This is a genomic window from Streptomyces sp. NPDC127038 (assembly GCF_042725875.1).
In the GTDB taxonomy this organism is placed as follows: domain Bacteria; phylum Actinomycetota; class Actinomycetes; order Streptomycetales; family Streptomycetaceae; genus Streptomyces.
In genome coordinates, this window is sequence record NZ_JBHXDQ010000012.1 from 73,968 (window position 1) to 98,029 (window position 24,062).

Genomic DNA, 24,062 nt, shown 5'->3' on the forward strand with positions numbered 1-24,062 from the left:
ACCACAGGAGATCAAGCACAGTGCAGCTGGTAGTCGCTCGCGTCGGCCGCGCCCACGGCATCAAGGGCGAGGTCACCGTGGAGGTCCGCACCGACGAGCCGGAGCTGCGGCTCGGCCCCGGTGCCGTCCTGCTCACCGATCCGGCCTCCACCGGGCCACTGACCATCGAGACGGGCCGCGTCCACAGCGGCCGTCTCCTGCTGCGCTTCGCGGGCGTGCGCGACCGCAACGCGGCCGAGGCCCTGCGCAACACCCTGCTGATCGCCGAGGTCGACCCGGACGAGACGCCCGAGGACCCGGACGAGTACTACGACCACCAGCTGATGGACCTGGACGTGGTCACCGTCGACGGCGCCGAGGTCGGACGCATCACGGAGATCTCGCACCTGCCCTCGCAGGACCTGTTCGTGGTGGAGCGCCCGGACGGGACCGAGGTGCTGATCCCGTTCGTGGAGGAGATCGTCGTCGAGATCGACCTGGAGGAGCAGCGGGCCGTCATCGACCCGCCGCCCGGGCTGATCGACGACCGGGCCGAGATCGTCTCCGCCAGGGACGAGGAGGCCGCGGAGGCCGCGGAGGACGCTGAGACCGGGTCCGCCGAGGCCGGCCCGGACGGCAACGGGTCCGGCGAGGACGCCACGGGGGCCGACGTCTGATGCGGCTCGACGTGGTCACGATCTTCCCCGAGTACCTGGAGCCCCTGAACGTCTCGCTCGTCGGCAAGGCCCGAGCGCGCGGGCAGCTGAACGTGCACGTGCACGACCTCAGGGACTGGACGTACGACCGCCACAACACGGTCGACGACACGCCCTACGGCGGCGGCCCCGGCATGGTCATGAAGACCGAGCCCTGGGGCGAGGCCCTGGACACCGCCCTCGCGGACGGCTACGAGACGGGCGCCCACGGCCCCGCCCTCGTGGTCCCCACCCCGAGCGGACGCCCCTTCACCCAGCAGCTCGCCGTCGAGCTCTCCGAGCGCCCCTGGCTGGTCTTCACGCCCGCGCGCTACGAGGGCATCGACCGCCGTGTCATCGACGAGTACGCGACCCGCATGCCCGTCTACGAGGTCTCCATCGGCGACTACGTCCTCGCCGGCGGCGAGGCGGCCGTCCTCGTCGTCACCGAGGCCGTGGCCAGGCTCCTCCCGGGTGTCCTCGGCAACGCCGAGTCCCACCGGGACGACTCCTTCGCCCCCGGGCCCATGGCCAACCTCCTGGAGGGCCCGGTGTACACCAAGCCCCCGCAGTGGCGCGGCCGTGAGATCCCCGACGTGCTGGTCAGCGGGCACCACGGGAAGATCGCCCGCTGGCGCCGCGACGAGGCCCTGCGCCGCACGGCGGCGAACCGGCCCGACCTCATCGAACGCTGCGAGGCCTCCTCCTTCGACAAGAAGGACCGCGAGATGCTCTCGATCATGGGCTGGCGCCCGGCCCCCGACGGCCGATTTTGGCGCAGGCCGGAGCCCGTGGAAGAATAGGCCGCTGCTCTCCGTCGTCCGGCGTGCGCCCCTGCCACAGGGGGACACGACGCCCGTCCCGACGAGACGGCATCATCTTCGAACCTCTCTCCCGTTGATGACCTGTGGCATCAGCGAAGAAAGCAGACAAAATGTCTCACCTGCTCGACTCCGTCGACGGCGCCTCGCTGCGCACCGACATCCCGGCCTTCCGCCCGGGTGACACCGTCAACGTCCACGTCCGCGTCATCGAGGGCAACCGCTCCCGTGTGCAGCAGTTCAAGGGCGTAGTCATCCGTCGCCAGGGCGCCGGTGTCCGCGAGACCTTCACGGTCCGCAAGGTCTCGTTCTCCGTCGGCGTCGAGCGCACCTTCCCGGTGCACACCCCGATCGTCGAGAAGATCGAGCTCGTCACCCGCGGTGACGTCCGTCGCGCGAAGCTGTACTACCTCCGTGAGCTGCGCGGCAAGGCCGCGAAGATCAAGGAGAAGCGCGACAACTGAGCTCGTCCGCCGCGGTGACCCGTCGGCGACCGAGCCGGTAAGAAGGCGTCTCAGACGGGCCGGATAGCATCTGGCCCCGATGGACACCGACGCACAGCCCGTGGAGCGCGACCGCTCCTCCCGCCCTTCCGCTTCCGAGGAGATCTCGGACACAGCGGGGCCGGAGGAGCGGTCGCGTTCTGCGTTCACCGACAAGGCCGCCGCGTGGCTTCCCGGGGGCCGGATCACCCTGACCGTGCTGATCTGTCTGGGATTTCTGCTGCTGGTCAGCCGCTTCGTGATGCAGCCGTTCGAAATTCCCAGCGGTTCCATGGAGTCCGGATTGAGGATCGGCGACCGCGTTCTCGTAAACAAGTTGGCGTACCGTTTCGGTTCCGAGCCGCAGCGGGGCGATGTCGTCGTCTTCGACGGCACCGGTTATTTCGGGAACGCGGACTACGTCAAACGCGTCGTCGGGGTAGGGGGAGACCACGTGGTCTGCTGCGACAAGGAGGGGAGACTCGAGGTGAACGGCCGATCGGTCGACGAGTCGACATTTCTCTATCGGGGCGACAGCCCCTCCGAGGTGCCCTTCGACATCGTCGTGCCCGAGCGGACCCTGTTCCTCCTGGGGGATCACCGCAGCCGCTCCAGCGATTCCCGTGACCATCTGGGCTCGCCCGGCGGTGGCATGGTCCCCGTCGGCGATGTCATCGGCAGGGCCGACTGGATCGCCTGGCCCGCGGGCCACTGGAGCCGTCTGACGCGCCCCGCCGCCTACGCGGGCGTGCCGGCCGCCGGAGGTGCCCGTGGGTAACCGTGGACGCGCGCGCGGGGTCTCCGCCGCCGCCTCCGACAACCCGCTGCCCACCGGGGCGCGGCGCGCCTCCGGCGGCGCCGCCCGGCCCAGCCGGGTCGAGCGCCGCAAGCTGGCGCGCAAGATCAAGCGGCGCAGACGGCGCTCGGCGGTCAAGGAGATCCCCCTCCTCGTCGGCGTGGCCGTGCTGATAGCCCTGGTCCTCAAGACGTTCCTCGTCCAGGCCTTCGTGATCCCGTCGGGCTCCATGGAGAACACCATCCAGATCGGTGACCGCGTCCTGGTGGACAAGTTCACCCCCTGGTTCGGCTCCCAGCCCAAGCGCGGTGACGTCGTCGTCTTCAAGGACCCCGGCGGCTGGCTGACCGCCGAGGACACCCAGAAGAAGAACGACCCCGTGGTCGTCAAGCAGTTCAAGGAAGGGCTGACCTTCATCGGACTGCTGCCCTCCGACAACGAGAAGGACCTGATCAAGCGGGTCGTCGGGCTCGGCGGGGACACGGTCAAGTGCTGTGACGCGCAGGGCCGGGTGACGGTGAACGGCACCCCCCTGACCGAGCCGTACATCTACGCCGGGGACAAACCGTCGGACTTCGCCTTCGAGGTGAAGGTGCCCGCGGGCCGCCTGTTCATGCTCGGCGACCACCGGGGCAACTCCGCGGACTCCCGTTACCACCGCAGCGACAAGTTCAGCGGCACCGTCTCCGAGAAGTCGGTGGTGGGCCGCGCGATGGTCATCGGCTGGCCCATCGGCCACTGGACCCGGCTCCAGGAGCCGAACACGTTCTCGACGGTGGCCGACGCGCCTGGAGGGTCGGCTTCCGCTCCAGCTCTGTCGCATAGGGTGGCCTCTGCGGATCCAGACGGATTGATCCCGCTCCCGAGCCCTGCGGAACTCCCGCTCGTTATGGGAGTGGTGGGCCTGCGCCGAATACGGCGCGGGCGGCGGCACGGAGTGAGGAGTGGATGTGGGGGATGTGGCGGTCGGCGCGCGTTCTGGGCACGAAGGTCCCGAAGGGCAGCCGGAGCGGCCCGAGGATGCGGCTGCCCCGGCCGTAGAACCCGGTTCCGATTCCGGGAGCGGTTCGGAGGACGGTGACGTCTCGACCGGGCGTTCCGGACGGGACCCGAAGTCCACCAAGCAGCGCTCCTTCTGGAAGGAGCTGCCGATCCTGATCGGCATCGCTCTGGTGCTCGCTCTGATCATCAAGACGTTCCTGGTGCAGGCGTTCTCGATCCCCTCGGACTCGATGCAGAACACCCTCCAGCAGGGTGACCGCGTCCTGGTCGACAAGCTCACCCCGTGGTTCGGCTCCGAGCCGCAGCGGGGCGAGGTCGTCGTCTTCCACGACCCGGACAACTGGCTGGCGGGCGAGCCCACGGCCAACCCGAACGCTCTTCAGACCGTCCTCAGCTGGATCGGCCTGATGCCGTCCGCCGAGGAGAAGGACCTGATCAAGCGGGTCATCGGCGTCGGTGGTGACACCATCGAGTGCAAGGGCACCGGCCCGCTGAAGGTCAACGGCAAGGCACTGAACGAGTCGTCGTACGTGTACGCCGGGAACACCCCGTGCAGCCAGGACGAGGACGGCGGCCAGTTCAAGGTCAAGGTGCCCAAGGGCATGATCTGGGTGATGGGCGACCACCGCCAGAACTCGCGGGACTCGCGCTACAACCAGACGGACAAGCACCACGGCATGGTGCCGGTGAACGACGTCGTCGGCCGCGCCATCGTCAAGGCCTGGCCCATCAACCGCTGGGGCACCCTCCCGGTGCCGGACACCTTCGACCAGCCCGGTCTGAGCGACCAGGCGGCCGCGGCGGTGACCGCGCCGGGTTCGCTGGCCCTGCTGGGCGTGGCGCCGCTCGTGGTGGTGCGCCGCCGCAGGCGCAAGGCGTCCGAGAACGACTGAGGAACCGCTCGGCCTTCGGGGCCGGTCTCTCCGGACAGGTCCGGGGCGGCCGGCCCTGTTCCTTTCCCGCGCAGGCCACACGGGCCGTGCGGGCCGCGCAAGCAGGCCACGCCACCCGGCCGCGCGAGCCGCGCGGATCCGGCCCGCTCCGGCGATCGTGATCCGGAGGGGGCTGACCCCGGACCGTACCCCCGGGTAAGGTGCGGCCCCATGGGTGGCGAGAGCGCAACACGTACGGCCCCGCGCAGCGGCGGCACAGGCAAGGCCCCGGTGGGGAGCAGGACCGGACAGCGGCTGTCCGGACTGGCCGTCGCGCTGGGTCTGGTGCTGTTCCTCGGCGGTTTCGGCTGGGCGGCGGTCGTCTACCGGCCGTACACCGTCCCCACGAGTTCGATGGCACCGACGATCAAGATCGGTGACCGCGTGCTCGCGCAGCGCGTCGACGGCAGCGAGGTCCGCCGCGGTGACGTCGTGGTCTTCGACGACAAGACGTGGGTCACCGGCTCGTCCGTGGTCAAGCGGGTGGTCGCCGTCGGCGGCGACACCGTCTCCTGCTGCACCGACGGCAAGCTGACCGTCAACGGCAAACAGATCGACGAATCGTATCTGCCCGAGGGGAGCCTGGCCGAGCTCACGGGCTTCCCCACCGTCAAGGTCCCCGCCGGGCGGCTGTTCCTCCTGGGCGACGAGCGGCGGGGCTCCCTCGACTCCACCGCGCACCTGACGGACGCGGCCCGCGGCACCGTGGCGCGCGGCGCCGTGAAGGCCCGGGTCGAGGCCATCGCGTGGCCGATGAACGGCATGCTCGCCCGCCCCGACGGCTTCAAGGCGCTCGGCGCCCTGTCCGCGCCGGGACCGCTCCCCACGATGATCGCCCTGGTGATCGCCGGTGCCGTCCTCGTCCTGGGCGGAGCGGCGTACGGACCGGTCGCCAAGCTGGCCGGGCGGTCCCGCGCCGGCAAGGAGTCCGCCGGTGCCGCCTGAGGCGCCCGCGTCCGACGAGGGCCCCGGTGGAGGGCTGCGCAGGGTCGCCCGGGTCGTGCTGCTCGACCCGCGGGACCGCGTACTGCTGCTGCACGGCCACGAGCCGGACGATCCCTCGGACGACTGGTGGTTCACCCCCGGCGGCGGGGTGGAGGGCGACGAGACCCGGGAGCAGGCGGCCCTGCGGGAACTCGTGGAGGAGACCGGCATCACCGAGGTCGAACTGGGCCCCGTGCTGTGGCGGCGGGTCTGCTCGTTCCCGTTCGCGGGCAGGCGCTGGAACCAGGACGAGTGGTACTTCCTGGCCCGTACGACCCAGACGGCCACGGCCGCCACGGGGCTGACGGAGCTGGAGCGGCGCAGTGTCGCCGGAGCGCGCTGGTGGACGTGCCGGGAACTGGCCGAGGCACATGAGACGGTGTATCCGACCAAGCTCGCCGGGCTGCTGCGCAGGGTGCTCGACGAGGGTCCCCCGGCCACGCCCGAGGTCCTCGACACGGAAATCGTCTAGGGGCTCCCGGGGCTGGCGCACAATAGGGGAACGCACGGCTGAAGGGGAACATGCCATGAGCGCCGAGGACCTCGAGAAGTACGAGACCGAGATGGAGCTGAAGCTCTATCGGGAGTACCGCGACGTCGTCGGTCTGTTCAAATATGTGATCGAGACCGAGCGGCGCTTCTACCTCACCAACGACTACGAGATGCAGGTGCACTCGGTCCAGGGCGAGGTGTTTTTCGAGGTGTCCATGGCGGATGCCTGGGTGTGGGACATGTACCGTCCCGCCCGCTTCGTGAAACAGGTGCGCGTCCTCACTTTCAAGGACGTGAACATCGAGGAGCTGAACAAGAGCGATCTGGAGCTGCCGGGCGGCTGAGGAGCGCAATCACGGTGGTGACTCGTTCGGGTGACTGGGTTTTCCCCAGTCACCCGCTCGTCCACCAAGATCCAACAGCCGGGTGAGACGGCGTCAGTGTCGGTGCCGGAGGTGGTGCCGACATGAAGACATCCGAGGCACGCAACGCACTGGGCGCCTACGGCGAGGAACTCGCCGCGCGGGGGCTGACCGGGAGCGGCATGACGGTCCTGGCGCGCAACTGGCGCTGTGGCAGGACCGGCGAGATCGACATCGTGGCCCGGGACGGCGACGCGCTGGTCGTCTGCGAGGTCAAGACCCGCACGGCGGGGGCGTTCCAGCATCCGATGGAGGCCGTCACCCCGGCCAAGGCCCGCCGGCTGCGCGGCCTGGCCGAACGCTGGCTCCAGGAACACGGCGGAGCCCCACCGGGCGGCGTCCGCATCGACCTGGTCGGCGTCCTGATCCCCGAACGCGGCGCACCCGTGGTCGAGCACGCGCGGGGGGTGGCCTGATGGGGTTCGCGCGTACGTGCTCGGTGGCCCTGGTCGGCGTGGAGGGCGTCGTCGTCGAGGTCCAGGCCGACCTGGAGCCCGGCATCGCCGCCTTCGCGCTGGTCGGTCTCCCCGACAAGAGCCTGACGGAGAGCCGCGACCGGGTCAGGGCGGCGGTCGTCAACTCCGGCGCGGCCTGGCCGCAGAAGAAGCTGACGGTGGGACTGAGCCCGGCCTCGGTGCCCAAGGGCGGCTCGGGCTTCGACCTCGCCGTCGCGAGCGCCGTGCTGGGCGCCGCCGAGCGGATCGACCCGCGTGTCCTCGCCGACATCGTGATGATCGGGGAGCTGGGCCTCGACGGCAGGGTCCGGCCGGTCCGCGGCATCCTGCCGGCCGTCCTCGCCGCGGCCGAGGCAGGGTACGAACAGGTGGTCGTGCCGGAGTGCGCGGCGGCCGAGGCCTCACTGGTGCCGGGCGTCTCCGTGCTCGGCGTCCGCAGCCTGCGCCAGCTGATCGCGGTCCTCGCGGACGAACCCGTGCCCGAGGAGGAACCGGACGAGCGGGGCCGCCCGGACCCCCTGTCGGCCGGGCTGCGCCTGCCGGGCACGGGCGAGGCCACCGGCCTGTGCGGGATCGCCGTGCCGGAGCACGACCGGGGCCACGACCTCGGCGACGTCGTCGGCCAGCTCTCGGCGCGCACCGCGATGGAGGTGGCGGCCGCCGGAGGCCACCACGTCTTCCTCCAGGGACCGCCCGGCGCGGGCAAGACGATGCTGGCCGAGCGGATGCCGCTGATCATGCCGCGCCTCACCCGCCAGGAGTCCCTGGAGGTGACGGCGATCCACTCCGTCGCGGGCCTGCTGCCGCCCGGCAAACCCCTGGTGGACGTCGCGCCCTACTGCGCACCCCATCACTCCGCGACCATGCAGGCGCTCGTCGGCGGCGGCAAGGGGCTCGCCCGCCCCGGCGCGGTGTCCCTGTCCCACCGCGGGGTGCTCTTCCTGGACGAGGCACCGGAGTTCGCCGGCTTCGCGCTGGACGCCCTCAGGCAGCCGCTGGAGGCGGGACACGTGGTGATCGCGCGGAGCGCCGGCGTGGTGCGGTTCCCCGCGAAGTTCCTGCTGGTGCTCGCCGCCAACCCCTGCCCGTGCGGGCGCTTCAGCACGGCGAACGACTTCTGCGAGTGTCCGCCCTCCGTCATCCGCCGCTATCAGGCGCGGCTCTCCGGGCCGCTGCTCGACCGGGTCGACCTGCGGGTGGACGTCGAGCCGGTCACCCGGGCCGAACTGACCGCGCGCGGCGCCCGGGGCGAGTCGACGAAGACGGTCGCGGACCGGGTGCTCGCCGGGCGCGAGCGGGCCGCCGAGCGTCTGAAGGGAACGCCCTGGCACACCAACAGCGAGGTGCCCGGACGGGAGCTGCGCGGACGCTGGCAGGCCCGGGCCGGAGCGATGGACGAGGCCGAGCGGGGCCTGGAGCGCGGACTGCTGACGGCCCGGGGGCTCGACCGGGTGCTCCGCGTCGCGTGGACGGTCGCCGACCTGTCCGGACACGACCGGCCCGACGCCGGGGACGTCGCCCTGGCCCTCCAGCTGCGCACCGGCGTCCCGCGCGGGGTACCGATGGCGATCGGCTCACCGGTATGACGGCCGCCGACCACGCGGCCCGCGCCGCGCTCTCCCGGGTCGTCGAACCGGGTGACGAGGTCTGCGGACGCTGGATCGGGGAGGTCGGGGCCCCGGAGGCGGTCCGAAGGCTGCACGCGGACCGGGGACGGCCGCGGGGGATGACCGACAGACGCTGGGCCGGGCTGCGGGCCAGGGCCGAGCGGGCCGACCCGGAGCGCGACCTCGCCCTCGCACGGGACGCCGGGGTGAGGTTCGTCTGCCCGGGCGAGGCCGAATGGCCCGCCCAGCTCGACGACCTCGGGGACGCGCGGCCCGTCGGACTCTGGGTCAGGGGCCGGGCCGGGCTGCGGCTGTGGGCGCTGCGGTCGGTCGCCGTCGTCGGAGCCCGCGCCTGCACGGAGTACGGCGCGCACATGGCCGCCGCCCTCGGCGCCGGCCTCGCCGAACGGGGCTGGGTGGTGGTGTCCGGCGGCGCCTACGGCATCGACAGCGCCGCACACCGCGGCGCCCTCGGGGCAGGAGGTGCCACGGTCGCGGTGCTCGCCTGCGGCGTCGACCGCCCCTACCCCCGTGGACACGCCCAGCTCATCACCAGGATCGCGGAACAGGGACTCGTGGTCGGGGAGTTGCCGCCGGGCGAGCATCCGACGCCGAGCAGATTCGTCCTGCGCAACCGGGTCATCGCGGCGCTCACCCGGGGCACCGTGGTCGTCGAGGCCGCGTACCGCAGCGGAGCGCTCGTCACCGCCCGCGCGGCCCAGCGGCTGGGCCGGTTCACCATGGGCGTGCCGGGACCCGCCACCAGCGCGCTGTCCGCCGGAGTGCACGAACTGCTGCGCGGGGAGGCCGTGCTGGTGTCCGACGCCGCGGACGTCGCCGAACTGGTGGGCGACATGGGAGAGCTGGCCCCGGACCGCCGTGGGCCCGTACTGCCGCGCGATCTGCTGGAACCGGGCGCGGGGCGGGTCCTGGCCGCCCTGCCCGCCCGGGATCCGGCCGGGGCCGAGGAGATCGCCCGGCGGGCGGCGACCAGCACGGACGACGCGGTCGGGAGACTGTACGAACTCCGAGCACTTGGATTCGTCGAACGACACGGCGACGGCTGGAAGTTGACACGCCAGGCGACGACCCCCGTCCGAGGTGACCGGGAGAGATGCTGACCGAGCGTGTTCGGCCGTCCGGGGGAACGCCGACACGCCTGAGAATCAGCGCAGTTGGCGCCCCTCGGTGGTCACGCACGGCGACCGCCGTGACTCCGGGAGACGTCCCGGGGAAAGGTTTCGCGTGCGGGTGACAGCCAGCCCTTCGCGCACTGCGACAGCCCAGTCACGCTACGCTCACAAGAATCCGAAGCACACCCGCGATCTCGGCGTGACGCCGACAGGACGCCCAGGTAATCCCAGTTCACGGCAGAACGGCACAAGGCGACGAATGCCCCAGCACACCTCCGGGACCGACCGGACGGCGATCCCGCCAGCCGCCCGCGACGGCGGCACCGTGCGTCCGCCCGCGCCCTCGACGCTCGACGAGCTGTGGCGGTCGTACAAGTCGACCGGTGACGAACGGCTGCGGGAACAGCTGATCCTGCACTACTCGCCGCTGGTGAAGTACGTCGCGGGCCGCGTGAGCGTGGGTCTGCCGGCCAATGTCGAGCAGGCCGACTTCGTCTCGTCGGGGGTGTTCGGACTGATCGACGCGATCGAGAAGTTCGACATCGGACGGGAGATCAAGTTCGAGACGTACGCGATCACCCGCATCCGCGGCGCCATGATCGACGAACTGCGCGCGCTGGACTGGATCCCGCGGTCGGTGCGGCAGAAGGCCCGCAACGTGGAGCGCGCCTACGCGACCCTGGAGGCACGGCTGCGCCGCACCCCCTCCGAGGCCGAGGTCGCGGCCGAGATGGGGATCGGCGTCGAGGAACTGCACGCGGTGTTCAGCCAGTTGTCGCTGGCCAACGTGGTCGCCCTGGAGGAGCTGCTGCACGCCGGCGGCGAGGGCGGTGACCGGCTGAGCCTGATGGACACGCTGGAGGACACCGCCGCCGACAATCCGGTCGAGGTGGCCGAGGACCGGGAGCTGCGCAGGCTGCTGGCGCGGGCGATCAACACGCTGCCCGACCGCGAGAAGACCGTGGTCACGCTCTACTACTACGAGGGACTCACCCTCGCGGAGATCGGCAACGTGCTCGGGGTGACCGAGAGCCGGGTGAGCCAGATCCACACCAAGTCGGTGCTCCAGCTGCGCGCCAAGCTGGCCAGTTTCGGACGCTGAACCCGGCGCCGCCGTGACGCCGGGCCGTGCCTTCGTGACGCCGTGCGATCCCGCGCTGCCGTCGTGCCGCCCCGGGGGCCCCGTGGTGCCGTCCCGGTGGAGGGACCGGTGCGACGGACGCCACCGGGGCGGGTCGGCCGGAGTGGTTCCCGTCGACGGCACCGCGTCCGTACAGTGGTTGACGTGCCAAGGATTCGAGCGGCCTCCGTGGCCGAGCACCGGTCGATGCAGCGAGCCGCCCTGCTGGACGCGGCGCGGTCCCTGTTGTCCGAGGGCGGGACGGAGGCGCTGACCTTCCCCGCGCTCGCCGAGCGCACGGGCCTCGCGCGTTCGTCCGTGTACGAGTACTTCCGGTCCAGGGCGGCCGTCGTCGAGGAACTGTGCGAGGTCGACTTCCCCGTCTGGGCGGCCGAGGTCTCGGCGGCGATGGCCGCGGCGGACGGCCCCGAGGCCACGGTCGAGGCCTATGTGCGCCGGCAGCTGGCCCTCGTCGGGGACCGCAGGCACCGGGCCGTGGTCGCCATCTCCGCCGGTGAACTCGACGCGGGCGCCCGGGACAAGATCCGGGCCGCGCACGGCGGACTGGTCACGATGATCGGCGAGGCGCTCGCGGAGATGGGGCACGCCGAGCCGAGGCTGGCCGCGATGCTCCTCCAGGGTGTGGTGGACGCGGCGGCCCGGCGCATCGAACTGGGCGCCGCCGAGGACCCCTCCGCGATCACCGAGGCGGCCGTGACGATGACTCTCCGGGGCGTCCGGGGCTGACCCGCCGCCTTTCCGCCGGCAGTCGGACCGCTCCCGTCTCCGCGCCCGCCTGCACGTCCGCCTCCGCCCGCGCGTCCCGCTCCGCTCTTCGGGAGCGGGTGTCCGGGCCGTCGAGCGGCAGGAGGCGCGAGGGGCCGGCGTCCAGGAGCCACGGCGGAAGCAGCGACAGCGGGTCGAGGTAGACCGCGCCCCTGAGCAGGCCCCAGTGCAGACAGGGCGGCGCTCCGCAGTGCGGGTCCGGCGCCTCCAGGGTGCCGAGGACCTGGCCCGCGAGGACCTCGTCGCCCTTGTGCACCGAGGCCCGCACCGGGCCGTACGTCGTCCGCAGCGGGGGCGCCCCCGTGCCGGACAGTTCCACCGAGACGACCCCGCGGCCCCCGACCCTGCCCGCGAAGGACACCCGGCCCGGCGCGACGGCCTTCACCGGGTCGCCCGGCCCGGCCGCGAGGTCGACCCCGCGGTGTCCACGGGAGTAGGCCGTCGCCGGCGGCTCCCAGCCCCGTAGGACGAAGGGCCGTACCCCCACGGGCCAGACGCGGGCGACCGCCGGCACCGAGGGGTCGGCCGCGGGCGGGGAGACGGGAACTCTCGGTGACGGCCCGGCCCCATGGGCCGGCGCCGACGGGGCCGAGGCGCCCAGGAGGATCGCGGCCAGGCCCACGAGAAGCCGCAGACGCGCACATCGGTTCACTCGCATGCGGGAACCGTCCCGCATCGGACGGATCTCGGCCGGGATCTGTGGAGTACCGGCCGGTTGTGGACAGCGGCGTCACCTGCGCCCTCTCGGGTCCCGTACACTTCTGATGGCGACCCGGGTCATCGGGTCGACTTCGCACGCCCCGACATCCGGTCACCACCGGTGTCAGCGCCTCTCGGTCCTTTGTGGCAAGGCGCGTCGCGGGCGTCAGGCGCGAGTGCCGTCCGGCACACGCGGCAACCGAGAAAACCGAGGAGAACGGCCATGGCCGTCGTCACGATGCGGGAGCTGCTGGAAAGCGGCGTCCACTTCGGTCACCAGACCCGTCGCTGGAACCCGAAGATGAAGCGCTTCATCTTCACCGAGCGCAACGGCATCTACATCATCGACCTGCTCCAGTCGCTGTCGTACATCGACCGCGCCTACGAGTTCGTCAAGGAGACCGTCGCCCACGGCGGCACGGTCATGTTCGTCGGCACGAAGAAGCAGGCGCAGGAGGCCATCGCCGAGCAGGCCACCCGCGTCGGCATGCCCTACGTCAACCAGCGCTGGCTGGGCGGCATGCTCACCAACTTCTCCACCGTCTACAAGCGTCTGCAGCGCCTCAAGGAGCTCGAGCAGATCGACTTCGAGGACGTCGCGGCCTCGGGTCTCACCAAGAAGGAGCTTCTCGTGCTCTCGCGCGAGAAGGCCAAGCTGGAGAAGACCCTCGGTGGTATCCGCGAGATGCAGAAGGTGCCCAGCGCCGTCTGGATCGTGGACACCAAGAAGGAGCACATCGCGGTCGGCGAGGCCCGGAAGCTCAACATCCCGGTCGTCGCCATCCTCGACACCAACTGTGACCCCGACGAGGTCGACTACAAGATCCCGGGCAACGACGACGCGATCCGCTCCGTCACCCTGCTCACCCGCGTGATCGCCGACGCCGTCGCCGAGGGCCTCATCGCCCGCTCCGGCGCCGGCAAGGCCGCCGGTGACAAGGCCGCGGGCGAGCCGCTCGCCGCGTGGGAGCGCGACCTGCTCGAGGGCGAGAAGAAGGCCGACGACGCCGAGGTCCAGACCTCCGCCGAGACGGAGAAGGTCGCCGACGCCGAGCAGGCCGAGGCCCCCGTCGCCGAGGCCGAGGCCGTCGAGGCCCCCGCCGCCGAGGCCGAGCAGGCCTGACCCCTCACCCCTTCGGGTCTGTGAACGGCGGGGGCGCACCAAGCCCCCGCCGTTCCGCCCGTAGATCTTCAGACTTCGAGAGAGACTCCAGGAATCATGGCGAACTACACCGCCGCTGACGTCAAGAAGCTCCGTGAGCTCACCGGCGCCGGCATGATGGACTGCAAGAAGGCGCTGGACGAGGCCGACGGCAACGTCGACAAGGCCGTCGAGGCGCTGCGGATCAAGGGCCAGAAGGGCGTCGCCAAGCGCGAGGGCCGCTCCGCCGAGAACGGCGCCGTGGTCTCCATCATCGCCGACGACAACACCTCCGGTGTCCTGGTCGAGCTGAAGTGCGAGACGGACTTCGTCGCCAAGGGCGCGAAGTTCCAGGCCGTCGCCAACGAGATCGCCACGCACGTCGTCAAGACGTCCCCGGCCGACATCGAGGCGCTGCTCGGCTCCGAGATCGAGCCCGGCAAGACGGTCCAGGCGTTCGTCGACGAGGCCAACGCGAACCTGGGCGAGAAGATCGTCCTGGACCGCTTCGCCCAGTTCTCCGGTGCCTTCGTGTCCGCGTACATGCACCGCACCATGCCCGACCTGCCCCCGCAGATCGGTGTTCTGGTCGAGCTGGACAAGGCCGACGCCGACCTCGCCAAGGGCATCGCGCAGCACATCGCCGCCTTCGCGCCGAAGTACCTCTCCCGTGAGGACGTTCCGGCCGAGGTCGTCGAGACCGAGCGTCGCGTCGCCGAGGAGACCACCCGCGCCGAGGGCAAGCCCGAGGCCGCCCTCCCGAAGATCGTCGAGGGTCGCGTCAACGGCTTCTTCAAGGAGGCCACCCTCCTCGGTCAGCCCTACGCGCTCGACAACAAGAAGTCCGTCCAGCAGGTTCTGAACGAGGCCGGTGTCGTCCTGAAGCGCTTCTCGCGCATCAAGGTCGGCATCTGAGTCCGTACAGCGATCGACGCGCGACCCCGATAGGGTCGACAGCAGTCGTCCGCGTACGCCGGCACGCACCCGTGTGTGCCGGAGGACAGCAGATCTGACGAGGAGGCCATTGCCGAGCATGGGATGCGAACACACCCCACCGGCAATGGCCTTCTTCGTATGTGCACCATGAGGAGATCTCCATGACCACCACCCAGGCCGGAAACGGCGAGAAGAGCGACGACGGCAAAGGCGCGGGCCGCTTCCTGCTGAAGCTTTCCGGCGAGGCGTTCGCCGGTGGCGGCGGGCTGGGCGTCGATCCCGACGTGGTGCACAAGATCGCCCGCGAGATCGCGGCCGTCGTGCGCGGAGGTGCCCAGATCGCCGTCGTCATCGGCGGCGGCAACTTCTTCCGCGGCGCCGAACTCCAGCAGCGCGGCATGGACCGGGCGCGCTCCGACTACATGGGCATGCTCGGCACCGTCATGAACTGCCTCGCCCTCCAGGACTTCCTGGAGAAGGAAGGCATCGACAGCCGCGTCCAGACCGCCATCACCATGGGCCAGGTCGCGGAGCCCTACATCCCGCTGCGCGGTGTCCGGCACCTGGAGAAGGGCCGTGTGGTCATCTTCGGCGCCGGCATGGGCATGCCGTACTTCTCCACCGACACCACCGCCGCCCAGCGGGCCCTGGAGATCGACGCAGAGGCGCTCCTCATGGGCAAGAACGGCGTGGACGGTGTCTACGACTCCGACCCGAAGACCAACCCCGAGGCGGTCAAGTTCGACGCGCTCAGCTACGGCGAGGTCATCACCCGGGACCTCAAGGTCGCCGACATGACCGCCATCACGCTGTGCCGGGACAACAAGCTGCCGATCCTGGTCTTCGAACTCCTGGCGGAGGGCAATATCGCGCGGGCCGTCAAGGGTGAGAAGATCGGCACACTCGTGGGCGACCCGAGCGGCAGGGCCTGACGGGGAACGCTCCCGACCGGATACGCCTTCCGGTCCGGGACGGACCCCGGCCGGGGGATGGACAATGTCCTGCCGGTCCGGAACCGTGCAGGAACAAGACGCGACGCAGCCGGCCGCCGGACTCCGACGAGGAACAGCTGCCGGGCCTACTCAAGACACGCAGGAGCAAGTGGTGATCGAAGAGACCCTCCTCGAGGCCGAGGAGAAGATGGAGAAGGCCGTCGTGGTCGCCAAGGAGGACTTCGCCGCGATCCGCACCGGCCGTGCGCACCCGGCGATGTTCAACAAGATCGTGGCCGACTACTACGGCGCGCTGACGCCGATCAACCAGCTGGCCTCGTTCTCCGTCCCGGAGCCGCGCATGGCCGTGGTGACCCCGTTCGACAAGAGCGCGCTGCGCAACATCGAGCAGGCGATCCGCGACTCCGACCTGGGCGTCAACCCCAGCAACGACGGCAACATCATCCGTGTGACGTTCCCCGAGCTGACCGAAGAGCGCCGCAAGGACTACATCAAGGTCGCGCGGACCAAGGGCGAGGACGCCAAGGTCTCGATCCGCGCCGTGCGCCGCAAGGCCAAGGACGCGCTCGACAAGCTCGTCAAGGACAAGGAGTCCGGCGAGGACGAGGTCCGCCGTGCGGAGAAGGAACTCGACGACACCACGGCGAAGTACGTCGCCCAGGTGGACGAGCTCCTGAAGCACAAGGAAGCGGAGCTGCTCGAGGTCTGATGAACGACTCTTCCTGGGGAGCGCCGCCACAAGCCGGGTACTGGGGGCCGTCCGAGCAGGGGCCTGCCCAGGGGGCGGTCCCGGCGGGTCCCACGTACGATGCGCATGACGCGCAGCACACTCGGCCCATGCCCACCGCGCCCGACGTACCCGCACATGGCGGAGACCAGGATGACGACAGGGGGGCCGCTCGGCTGAGCGGCCCCTCGGTCCGCAACGACACGCCGACGGCGGTGCCCTACGGGGCTCCGTCGCACGACCCGCAGAGCCCGCAGGAGCCCATGCCCAGCACCGCACCCGAGCCCGCCCCCGCACCGCAGAAGAAGAGTGCGGGTCGCGACCTGGGCGCGGCCATAGGAGTGGGCGTCGGTCTCGGCGCGGTGATCGTCGCGTCGCTGTTCGTCGTCAAGGCCGTCTTCGTGGGCGTCATAGCGGTCGCCGTGGTGGTGGGGCTCTGGGAGCTCACCTCACGGCTGGAGGAGCGCAAGGGCATCAAGGCACCCCTCGTGCCGCTCGCGCTCGGCGGGGCCGCCATGGTCGTCGCCGGGTACGTGGGCGGCGCCGAGGGTGCCTGGGTGGCCATGGCGCTCACCGCGCTGGCCGTCCTGGTCTGGCGGATGACGGAACCGCCCGAGGGCTACCTCAAGGACGTCACGGCGGGGGTCTTCGCGGCCTTCTACGTGCCGTTCCTGGCGACCTTCGTGGCCATGATGCTCACGGCCGACGACGGCCCGCGCCGCGTGCTCACCTTCCTGCTGCTGACGGTCGTCAGCGACACGGGGGCGTACGCGATCGGCTGGCGCTTCGGCAAGCACAAGCTGGCACCGCGGATCAGCCCCGGAAAGACCCGCGAGGGCCTGTTCGGAGCGGTCACGTTCGCGATGGCGGCGGGTGCGCTGTGCATGCAGTACCTGATCGACGACGGCACCTGGTGGCAGGGTCTGATCCTCGGCCTCGCGGTCGCGGCCAGCGCCACGCTCGGTGACCTCGGCGAGTCCATGATCAAGCGGGACCTGGGCATCAAGGACATGGGCACGCTGCTGCCGGGCCACGGCGGCATCATGGACCGGCTGGACTCGCTGCTCCCGACGGCTCCGGTCGTCTGGCTGCTGCTGGTGCTCTTCGTCGGATCCGGCTGATCGTTTTTCCGTACGCGTTTACGGCCCCCGTATCCGCGAACCACCGCCACGACACCACCCCTTCGGGTCATCCGATCACCTCACCGTGATCCCCGTGACCCGGAGGGGTGGTGTCGTATGTACGGGGTCCGCCGTCCTGCCACTCCACCCAGTGCGGGTCGTCGAGGTGGTCCCACGCGTCGGGCAGACCCGCCCGGCGCAGGAACTCGACCACGTCGGCGTCGCTGTGGGCGATGCCGGCGCTGCGGCCGCGGATCGTCACGCGACGGCCTCCGGCGGGGGCCGGGCGGCCGACGACGATGGGGGCGGAGGGGACGTGTTCGTGGTTCACAGGACACCCAGATCCGTGTCGGGGCGGCAGTACGGGCAGGCCGTGACGCCGTCTTCGGTGATCGCCCGGAGGGCCTGCTCGCGGGCGAGCGGCTTCGTGTTCTTCCCGGCCAGGCCGCAGTCGCCCGTGTGGACGGCGTCCGGGGTCGCACCGGCACCGCCGCCTTCGCTGCCGCCCGCCCGTCGCATCGCGAGTTTCCAGCCGCGCGGCCGCGGGGGAGCGGTGCGGGCCGCCCGGGTGGCGGCCACCTCCTGGCGTTCCAGCTCGGCGATGGTGTCGTCGGTGCGGCGCAGTTGCCAGAGCAGCCAGACGCGGACGCTGCGCAGGTGTTGCAGGCGGGACACTTTTTCGGACACGTATTCGATTCTAGGCCTTGGCGCGGGGACGCGACAGCACCCGGAGCGCGTCCGTCCACGTCAGGCCGCCCTTCCATGGGGAGACGCAGGTCACACTCGGGCCGGTCACATCGCCTCGGGCCGTTCCGTCATCCAGGTGTAGCCCACGAAAACGACCCAGGGAGCGCACCATGGAAGCCCGTCTCAGCCTCTTCGCCGACCCCGTCTCGGCCAAGGTCATGAAGCACATCGTCGCCGCGGGCCGGCCGCTCGCGGAGTCGACGCTGCCGCTGGCGACGCAGGAACTGGTGAAGCTGCGCGCCAGTCAGATCAACGGCTGCGGGTTCTGCACCGACATGCACAGCAAGGACGCCGAGGCCGCGGGCGAGACGTCCGTACGCCTCAACCTGGTCGCGGCCTGGCGGGAGGCGACCGTCTTCACCGACGCCGAGCGCGCCGCCCTGGAACTGACGGAGCAGGCCACGCGGATCGCCGACGCGGCGGGCGGCGTCACGGACGAGTGCTGGGCGAACGCCGCCAAGCACTACGACGAGGCGCAACTGGCCGCGCTGGTGTCCTGCGTCGCGCTCATCAACGCCTTCAACCGCGTGAACGTCATGATCCAGCAGCCCGCCGGCGACTACCGGCCCGGCCAGTTCGCGTAACCGGGGTCGTGTGCGGGGGCGGACCGGTCCGGGTGTTCGGGCCGCCCCGGGTGCTTTGGGCGGCCGGCGCGGGTGGCTGGTGGCTGGTGGCCGGCCGCCGCGGGTGTCGGCCGGGCGGGGCGGTCCAGGGTTGCCGGGGTCGTACGGGGTCGCCGAGGTCCAGCCCGGTCGTCCTGGATCTCCTGGGTCTCCTGGATCTCCTGGGTCTCCGGGTTTCCGAGTCTCCGGAGCCGTCCCGGCCGTCCCGGCCATCCGGGCTATCCGGGCCGTACGGGTGAATCCTGCCGTTCGTGGATGGGCGGCCGGTGCGGCAGCGGGAAGGTCATCCGTGTACCGGTCACGTCATGGGCAGGGAGCACCTCGATGCCGAAGTTCCTCATTCAGGCCCGTTATACGCCCGAGGGCGCGAAGGGTGTGCTCAAGGAGGGCGCGAGCGGCCGCCGCGCCGCCGTCGAGCAGGTCGTCGCGGGCCTCGGCGGCACCGTCGAGGCCATGTACTTCTCCTTCGGGGAGGACGACTTCGTGTGCGTCCTCGACTTCCCCGACTCGGTCTCCATGGCCGCGGTCAGCCTGAGCGTCAAGGCCAGCGGCGCGCTCCACACCCGGGCAACGCCGCTCCTCACCCTCGACGAGATCGACGAGGCGGCCCGTCGCCAGGTCTCCTTCCGCCCGCCGGGCGCGTAGCAGCACGGACCGACGCCACCGCCTCCGTCCCGGCGGCCGCTCAGGAGACCACCGGGCTACGGCGTTCGATCAGGACGACGTCGCGCCAGGCGCCGTGACGCCGGCCGATGCGTTCGCGCGTGCCGATGACCCGGAATCCCGCCGCTCTGTGCAGGGCGAGACTGCCGGTGTTCTCGGGGAAGACGCCCGACTGGATGGTCCAGATGCCCGCGGCCTCGGTCGAGGTGATGAAGGCGTCCAGCAGGGCGCGCCCGACGCCCCGCCCGCGGGCGTCCGGACGCACGTACACGGAATGCTCGACGACACCGGCGTACGCGCCGCGGTTCGAGACCCGTGTCGCGGCGACCCAGCCCAGCACCCGGCCGGAGGCGTCCAGCGTGTCCAGGGCGACATGGCGATGCCGCGGAAGCTTGGCCCTGTCGAACTCCTCCCAGGACGGGGCCGCGGTCTCGAAGGTGGAGTCGCCCTCCTCGATGTCCTGCCGGTAGATGGCCAGAACCTCGTCCGCGTGCTCGGCCGTCATCGCGGTGACACGGATTCCGCGGGGTGTGCTCACGTGGTCGCCTCGGTCTTCCCTGTGGTGGTCGCGAGGCCCGCCTGCCGAGCCCCCGTTCTGGACCCATTGTCGTAAGGGCGGTCCGAGGTCAGTGAGGCCGAACGGTCGTGAAGTCGCCGTCGGCGTCCCGCCGGCCGGGCCGTTCAGCCGGCTGCGGCGATCATCCGGGTGCGGTCGTGGCGCTGTCGGCCAGGGGGATCAAGTCGCTGCCCGCACGGGTGCGACCTGATCCGTCGTGGCATATGCCGGGACGTGCCGTGAAAGGCGTTGCGGGGGACGTGATCTTGCGTCTCGATCTGCATCGACTTGAAAGGAGTGAGCGTGAACGCTCGCTTCGGCATGAGACGGAAGACGGCTCTCGGCGTCACCGCACTCGTCGCGATCACGGCCTCGGCCCTGCCCGCAGTGGCCTCTGTCGCCCCTGACGCACCCCGGCCCGGCCAGGACTACTGGGGCGTGGTCTCCCGCAATGAGATCGGATCGCCGGACGTCGGGCTGCGGCGCGGACCGTTCGCCACGGTCGGCCTCGACAACACGATCTCGAAGCCGCCCTACGGTGACGGAAGCCTCGGCATCCAGGTGGCGGACGCCTCCACCAGTCTCAGCCCGGCCAGCGAGAAGGCGTTCTTCGGAGACGAGGTCGACTTCGTCGGCCAGAACTTCCTCGACGTGGACCAGATCGGCTTCCACGTCTTCCAGACCGCCTTCAACGTGGAGAACGGCGGCGTGCGGAATATGCCGAACATCTCCATCGAGATCAACCCGCACCTCACCGGGCACCCGACCGACACTTTCGCCACGGTGGTGTGGGACCCGGACGGCGTCGTACCCAACCGCTGGAGCCCCTACCTGGACGCCACCACGACCGGCACCTGGCGCATCACCGGCGACACGGGCGACGTCACCGGCTGCAACCAGACCACCGAATGCACCTTCGCGCAGCTGAAGACCGCCCTCAACGACGGCGGCGACAAGCCGACCATCGACACCGTCGGCGTCAGCAAGGGCCGCGACTACCTGTGGTCCGGCGCCGTCGACGGCCTGCGCGTCAACCGCACGATCTACGACTTCGAACCCAACGGAGTCACCGCGCGCCGCGCCGGACGCTGATCCACCCGCACGGCCCCGGCCTCCACGCCGGACGCCTCCAGCCGCCAAGCCGAAGACGCCGGCACACAGGCCGATGAGAACGCGCCGCCGGGGCCGAGAGCCCACAGCCCCGGCGGCATTCCGCAGGTCCTGGCCTCATCGCTCACGATGGCGGCTATCCATTACGGACGCGACTCGGCAAGGTGGGCGCGTGACAAGGCCGCCTCCAACCGTGACATCAGCAGCTGACACCAACGGCCCTGACAAAGACGAGGCTGAACGTCAGAGTTCCGCGGTCATCGCTACATGCCCGCCGCGGGGTCGCCGTCGCCGAGGCCTATCCACCAGTGCCCGTCGTCCTTCACCAGGAGCAACTCCTGCCGCTGGCCGGTTTGTTCGTACGTCACCGTCACCGGGTTGAAGTACGGGACGACTCCCTCCAGCACGGTGACCTCGACGGGACCGCCCGCCGCCCGGCCGTATTCGCGCACATGCTGGGCCGCGGTGGGCCCGGGCCGCTTGAAAGCGGGGCCGGCCAGCTCGGCGATTCCCTTCGCGTCTCCGTCCTTGAGCCGCTGCACGTAGACCCGTACGAGAGTGTCGACGTCCTCGGCTGTCTCCTGTACGTCGGGGTACCCGGACTTTTCCGCGCGCACCGTCACGTCGACCTTGGGCGCGTCGGCCAGGGCATAGGGCTCGTGGAACCAGTTCCACCACACCCCTGCGTTGATCCCGGCGACCAGCAGGCCGCTGCCGAGCGAGACAGCCAATTTCTTCATGCGCGCCTTCTCTGCCAGTTGGACTTGACGCGGTGAACGAGTAGCCGGTTCCCGCACACGAAGACGGCCCGCCGACTCCGGAATCTCTGCAATAGAGCACGGATGCACAGCAACTGCGGCGCCCGCAGCCGACCGTTACCAGCGCTCGATGACCAGTTCACAGCGCAGTAGACCTCAGCGACCGTTCCGCCCATAGTTCGCATCGAGAAGGTCAGAGGCTTTCGAACTGGGGCTGGCATCCACCTGCCACCAACGTTTTCGATGAGTCGCGAGGGGGCTGGCAACCCGAGTTCGGTTCGAGATCTCGCGAACCTGCGCGGTCGCGTAGTCCATTGCTGTATCGCCGCAGCTAGGCGCTACCCTCGCACGGCCCTGCTTGTATTGGGTGAGCCAGGCCTCGACGACCGGGCGCACGAGCCCACCGCCCCTGAGTCGGGAAGCAGCAGGTCGCCAAGATCCCCGGCAAGACCCAGGGCGAGAAGGCGGCAACAACCAGCCGTAGCCTTCGGACACGGATCAGACATGTTAGGAACAGCGTGGTGAAGCGCGAGGGCGGTCGACCGGCCTACCAGGTGGGCGATGTACTGAGAGTCAGTTGCTCACCGGCGAGGGCGCGAGTTGCCGATGTTCGGGGCTTCCACATCTACGTGGAGTGGCCCTGGGAGAAGGTCGATCCGGATTCCCGGTTCCGCTGGAACGGGCAAGTGGCCTTCCCTCTCGACCCCGGCTCGTGGGAGTGGTCGTACACGCTGTTTCGCACCGAGCCGAGCCCTCAATTCCTGAAGCGTGGGGACTCGTGCAGCGTGAGCATCCCCGAGACTCTCGTTCGTGTCTTCGACATCCTGCGTCACGATCCGCCTCTGGACCTGGGTCGGCTTCCTCGACCGCACACGAGGCTGGTCGTACTCCCCGTCGATGCCTCCTCTGACGTCCTACAGGAGGACGAAGGGGCCACGATCGCGATCGAGTCCGCCGCACCCATCGCGATTGAGCTGGTGGAACGGGTCTAGAGATCGCGTGCCGGGTCAATCGGCCTCAGCCCACCCGAGGAAGGACGAAGTTTCGGCTGGGCACCGGCTGTACGCCCCGCATAGAGCTACGGATCAGACGCGTTCGTGGTGCTACTCGCGGTTGTCGTGGTTGGTGGTCGCGGCTGCAGGGTTCGGTGTGGCGAGCCCGACCGCGCCGACGCCCCGGCGAGGTCCCACGCCAGGTCGTCCGGCTTCGTCACGACGCGATCCGGCGAGGTGTCGACGAGATCGGCGTCCGAGGCAGGCGTGCCGAACCCGACCACGTGATCGCCGACCGAGACACCCTTGGTGACCACCCCGGCGAACTCGGTGCCTAGCACGAACGGAGTGCTCCCGCCGAACGAACTGGAGCGGATCGCGGCGTCGACCGGGTTCACCCCGCCGACCCGGACCGCGACACGGATGCTCCCGGGCGCCAGCGGACGAACGGGAAGATGCTCGATGCGCAGCACGTCAAGAGCGCTGAAGCTCCGAGCGACAGCCGCACGGTAGGTCTGGAAATTCATCCGGGTCGTCAGCCTCTTCCGCGGCTGGTTCGGTGGCGCCCTGGCCGGATCGCCCCCTTGTGTGCCGTTCGTGTGCGTGTCACACAGTTCAGAGGCGGGGACCTGGGGGAGGGGGCACTGCATGTCGGTGTTGGGTGGTCATCCGGCAGGACCGTCGGCCTGGGCCGTCGAGAGATTCGGGCGGCATGCCGGCGCTCTTGCCGCCGCGGTCCCGGAGCGGCTGGCAGCGGCGCATGAGAAGGCTCATGCCGCGCACCTCGCCGCGGGACTCAAGAAGCGGAGTCCGTACGGTGTCGCCCTCGCCGGCCTGGTGCGCGAGAACCTGGCGGAGACGGCACGCGCGTTGGACGAAGCCGTGCGAGACGTGCGCGGGTATGAGTACGCGGTGATCAACGATCACGCGCTCTTCCCTTTCCGGTACGCGGACAGGCCGAGGCCCCTGGACCGAGCCCGACTGCCTGCCAACGCGTCGCCGACTCGGCACCGGCTGTTACGGGCCCACGGGCCGCAGCCTCCGGAAACCCTGTTCGATGTCGATGACGACCTGGCGACCGAGGAGTACCTGGGGCTGCACGAAGCGTTCGAGGAGCTGGGAGCCTCCACCAGGTTGGTCTGCGTGTTCTTCACGGCCGATGCCGAGGACGGCATCCACGCCATCCACTGGGGAGACGCCCACCTCGAACCCGATCGCACCTTCACCTGGCCCCACAGGGAACAGCTCCCGGCCGCTCCCGTGCGGCTGGACTGAGGCCGCACCCGTGGGTGACCGCCCCCACCCCGTTCCGGCCTGGGGTGGGTGAGTT

At 70.5% G+C, this 24,062-nt stretch carries 28 protein-coding genes and 2 pseudogenes; 24 read left to right on the top strand and 6 right to left on the bottom strand.

The genetic code is table 11. The features are described 5' to 3' along the window. Nucleotides 1–20 precede the first annotated feature (20 nt). The 14 genes and pseudogenes from rimM (at nucleotide 21) to ACFWI4_RS12175 (ending at nucleotide 11,667) form a co-directional block, all read left to right on the top strand. The gene (gene rimM, locus ACFWI4_RS12110) at nucleotides 21–656 is read left to right on the top strand and encodes a ribosome maturation factor RimM (protein ID WP_387194140.1); all 636 of its coding nucleotides are present in this window, start codon (nucleotides 21–23) and stop codon (nucleotides 654–656) included. Further along, nucleotides 656–1,477 carry a tRNA (guanosine(37)-N1)-methyltransferase TrmD gene (gene trmD / locus ACFWI4_RS12115; protein ID WP_387194143.1) on the top strand — a complete coding sequence of 274 codons (822 nt, stop codon included), beginning with the start codon at nucleotides 656–658 and terminating at the stop codon, nucleotides 1,475–1,477. The genes rimM and trmD overlap by 1 nt, the downstream gene beginning before the upstream one ends. Nucleotides 1,478–1,608: 131 nt before the next feature. Further along, nucleotides 1,609–1,959: a 50S ribosomal protein L19 gene (gene rplS, locus ACFWI4_RS12120; protein WP_385404005.1), complete on the top strand. Its 351-nt coding sequence runs from the start codon at nucleotides 1,609–1,611 to the stop codon at nucleotides 1,957–1,959. A gap of 79 nt (nucleotides 1,960–2,038) precedes the next feature. After that, nucleotides 2,039–2,755, top strand: coding sequence for a signal peptidase I (gene lepB, locus ACFWI4_RS12125; protein WP_387194146.1), 717 nt, complete (start codon nucleotides 2,039–2,041; stop codon nucleotides 2,753–2,755). Further along, a pseudogene (gene lepB, locus ACFWI4_RS12130) lies at nucleotides 2,748–3,836 on the top strand (signal peptidase I); the annotation flags it as partial. The gene lepB (ACFWI4_RS12125) and the pseudogene lepB (ACFWI4_RS12130), both read left to right, overlap by 8 nt. Further along, nucleotides 3,724–4,668, top strand: a complete 945-nt coding sequence (gene lepB, locus ACFWI4_RS12135; protein ID WP_385404000.1) for a signal peptidase I — start codon at nucleotides 3,724–3,726, stop codon at nucleotides 4,666–4,668. The pseudogene lepB (ACFWI4_RS12130) and the gene lepB (ACFWI4_RS12135), both read left to right, overlap by 113 nt. A gap of 210 nt (nucleotides 4,669–4,878) precedes the next feature. Further along, on the top strand, nucleotides 4,879–5,652 hold the full coding sequence (gene lepB, locus ACFWI4_RS12140; protein ID WP_385403998.1) for a signal peptidase I: 774 nt from the start codon (nucleotides 4,879–4,881) through the stop codon (nucleotides 5,650–5,652). Next, a complete protein-coding gene (locus ACFWI4_RS12145) occupies nucleotides 5,642–6,163 on the top strand; it encodes an NUDIX hydrolase (RefSeq protein WP_387194150.1) in 522 nt (173 codons plus the stop codon). The genes lepB (ACFWI4_RS12140) and ACFWI4_RS12145 overlap by 11 nt, the downstream gene beginning before the upstream one ends. A 55-nt stretch (nucleotides 6,164–6,218) precedes the next feature. Then, nucleotides 6,219–6,527, top strand: a complete 309-nt coding sequence (locus ACFWI4_RS12150) for a DUF2469 domain-containing protein (protein ID WP_003965949.1) — start codon at nucleotides 6,219–6,221, stop codon at nucleotides 6,525–6,527. A 122-nt stretch (nucleotides 6,528–6,649) separates the two neighbouring features. Then, nucleotides 6,650–7,021, top strand: coding sequence for a YraN family protein (locus ACFWI4_RS12155; RefSeq protein WP_385403993.1), 372 nt, complete (start codon nucleotides 6,650–6,652; stop codon nucleotides 7,019–7,021). Further along, the gene (locus ACFWI4_RS12160; protein ID WP_387194152.1) at nucleotides 7,021–8,646 is read left to right on the top strand and encodes a YifB family Mg chelatase-like AAA ATPase; all 1,626 of its coding nucleotides are present in this window, start codon (nucleotides 7,021–7,023) and stop codon (nucleotides 8,644–8,646) included. The genes ACFWI4_RS12155 and ACFWI4_RS12160 overlap by 1 nt, the downstream gene beginning before the upstream one ends. Next, a complete protein-coding gene (gene dprA, locus ACFWI4_RS12165) occupies nucleotides 8,643–9,788 on the top strand; it encodes a DNA-processing protein DprA (protein WP_387194154.1) in 1,146 nt (381 codons plus the stop codon). The genes ACFWI4_RS12160 and dprA overlap by 4 nt, the downstream gene beginning before the upstream one ends. A 271-nt stretch (nucleotides 9,789–10,059) precedes the next feature. Next, nucleotides 10,060–10,902, top strand: a complete 843-nt coding sequence (gene whiG, locus ACFWI4_RS12170; RefSeq protein WP_387194156.1) for an RNA polymerase sigma factor WhiG — start codon at nucleotides 10,060–10,062, stop codon at nucleotides 10,900–10,902. A gap of 207 nt (nucleotides 10,903–11,109) precedes the next feature. After that, nucleotides 11,110–11,667, top strand: coding sequence for a TetR/AcrR family transcriptional regulator (locus ACFWI4_RS12175; RefSeq protein ID WP_387194327.1), 558 nt, complete (start codon nucleotides 11,110–11,112; stop codon nucleotides 11,665–11,667). A 106-nt stretch (nucleotides 11,668–11,773) separates the two neighbouring features. Here ACFWI4_RS12175 and ACFWI4_RS12180 read toward each other — a convergent pair. Further along, nucleotides 11,774–12,382 (bottom strand): annotated as a pseudogene (locus tag ACFWI4_RS12180) (peptidoglycan DD-metalloendopeptidase family protein); the annotation flags it as partial. Nucleotides 12,383–12,628: 246 nt separating this feature from the next. Here ACFWI4_RS12180 and rpsB point away from each other — a divergent pair. The 5 genes from rpsB (at nucleotide 12,629) to ACFWI4_RS12205 (ending at nucleotide 17,283) form a co-directional block, all read left to right on the top strand. After that, nucleotides 12,629–13,528, top strand: a complete 900-nt coding sequence (gene rpsB, locus ACFWI4_RS12185) for a 30S ribosomal protein S2 (protein WP_387194158.1) — start codon at nucleotides 12,629–12,631, stop codon at nucleotides 13,526–13,528. A 96-nt stretch (nucleotides 13,529–13,624) separates the two neighbouring features. Further along, on the top strand, nucleotides 13,625–14,461 hold the full coding sequence (gene tsf, locus ACFWI4_RS12190; protein WP_387194161.1) for a translation elongation factor Ts: 837 nt from the start codon (nucleotides 13,625–13,627) through the stop codon (nucleotides 14,459–14,461). Between the two features lie 182 nt (nucleotides 14,462–14,643). Further along, nucleotides 14,644–15,414 carry a UMP kinase gene (gene pyrH, locus ACFWI4_RS12195; RefSeq protein WP_385403978.1) on the top strand — a complete coding sequence of 257 codons (771 nt, stop codon included), beginning with the start codon at nucleotides 14,644–14,646 and terminating at the stop codon, nucleotides 15,412–15,414. Nucleotides 15,415–15,586: 172 nt separating this feature from the next. After that, nucleotides 15,587–16,144, top strand: a complete 558-nt coding sequence (frr, locus tag ACFWI4_RS12200; protein ID WP_037625129.1) for a ribosome recycling factor — start codon at nucleotides 15,587–15,589, stop codon at nucleotides 16,142–16,144. Next, entirely contained in the window at nucleotides 16,144–17,283 is a 1,140-nt protein-coding gene (locus ACFWI4_RS12205; RefSeq protein ID WP_387194165.1) for a phosphatidate cytidylyltransferase, read from the top strand. Before frr ends, ACFWI4_RS12205 begins: the two co-directional genes overlap by 1 nt. A gap of 67 nt (nucleotides 17,284–17,350) precedes the next feature. On the opposite strand, the gene ACFWI4_RS12210 is transcribed toward ACFWI4_RS12205, so the two are convergent. Together ACFWI4_RS12210 and ACFWI4_RS12215 are read right to left on the bottom strand one after the other, a co-directional pair. After that, nucleotides 17,351–17,614 carry a hypothetical protein gene (locus tag ACFWI4_RS12210; protein ID WP_387194168.1) on the bottom strand — a complete coding sequence of 88 codons (264 nt, stop codon included), beginning with the start codon at nucleotides 17,612–17,614 and terminating at the stop codon, nucleotides 17,351–17,353. Further along, nucleotides 17,611–17,970 (bottom strand): DUF6233 domain-containing protein, encoded by a 360-nt coding sequence (locus tag ACFWI4_RS12215; protein WP_387194171.1) that lies wholly within the window; start codon nucleotides 17,968–17,970, stop codon nucleotides 17,611–17,613. Before ACFWI4_RS12215 ends, ACFWI4_RS12210 begins: the two co-directional genes overlap by 4 nt. A 170-nt stretch (nucleotides 17,971–18,140) precedes the next feature. Between ACFWI4_RS12215 and ACFWI4_RS12220 the strand changes: the two genes are divergently transcribed. Beyond that, a complete protein-coding gene (locus tag ACFWI4_RS12220) occupies nucleotides 18,141–18,614 on the top strand; it encodes a carboxymuconolactone decarboxylase family protein (RefSeq protein ID WP_387194174.1) in 474 nt (157 codons plus the stop codon). Between the two features lie 363 nt (nucleotides 18,615–18,977). Then, nucleotides 18,978–19,298 carry a GYD domain-containing protein gene (locus tag ACFWI4_RS12225; RefSeq protein ID WP_385403966.1) on the top strand — a complete coding sequence of 107 codons (321 nt, stop codon included), beginning with the start codon at nucleotides 18,978–18,980 and terminating at the stop codon, nucleotides 19,296–19,298. Nucleotides 19,299–19,338: 40 nt separating this feature from the next. Here ACFWI4_RS12225 and ACFWI4_RS12230 read toward each other — a convergent pair whose 3' ends face one another. Continuing rightward, nucleotides 19,339–19,821 (bottom strand): GNAT family N-acetyltransferase, encoded by a 483-nt coding sequence (locus tag ACFWI4_RS12230; protein ID WP_387194330.1) that lies wholly within the window; start codon nucleotides 19,819–19,821, stop codon nucleotides 19,339–19,341. Nucleotides 19,822–20,175: 354 nt separating this feature from the next. Between ACFWI4_RS12230 and ACFWI4_RS12235 the strand changes: the two genes are divergently transcribed. Further along, nucleotides 20,176–20,964: a hypothetical protein gene (locus tag ACFWI4_RS12235; RefSeq protein ID WP_385403961.1), complete on the top strand. Its 789-nt coding sequence runs from the start codon at nucleotides 20,176–20,178 to the stop codon at nucleotides 20,962–20,964. Between the two features lie 281 nt (nucleotides 20,965–21,245). On the opposite strand, the gene ACFWI4_RS12240 is transcribed toward ACFWI4_RS12235, so the two are convergent. Further along, nucleotides 21,246–21,722, bottom strand: coding sequence for a hypothetical protein (locus tag ACFWI4_RS12240; RefSeq protein ID WP_387194177.1), 477 nt, complete (start codon nucleotides 21,720–21,722; stop codon nucleotides 21,246–21,248). Nucleotides 21,723–22,258: 536 nt separating this feature from the next. On the opposite strand from ACFWI4_RS12240, the gene ACFWI4_RS12245 reads away from it, so the two are divergent. Beyond that, entirely contained in the window at nucleotides 22,259–22,732 is a 474-nt protein-coding gene (locus ACFWI4_RS12245) for a hypothetical protein (RefSeq protein WP_387194180.1), read from the top strand. Nucleotides 22,733–22,818: 86 nt separating this feature from the next. Here ACFWI4_RS12245 and ACFWI4_RS12250 read toward each other — a convergent pair whose 3' ends face one another. Further along, complete coding sequence (locus ACFWI4_RS12250; protein ID WP_387194183.1) at nucleotides 22,819–23,259, bottom strand: alcohol dehydrogenase catalytic domain-containing protein; 441 nt, start codon at nucleotides 23,257–23,259, stop codon at nucleotides 22,819–22,821. 121 nt (nucleotides 23,260–23,380) lie between these two features. Here ACFWI4_RS12250 and ACFWI4_RS12255 point away from each other — a divergent pair, with 121 nt between their 5' ends. Next, nucleotides 23,381–24,007, top strand: coding sequence for a hypothetical protein (locus tag ACFWI4_RS12255; RefSeq protein WP_387194186.1), 627 nt, complete (start codon nucleotides 23,381–23,383; stop codon nucleotides 24,005–24,007). Nucleotides 24,008–24,062 lie beyond the last annotated feature (55 nt).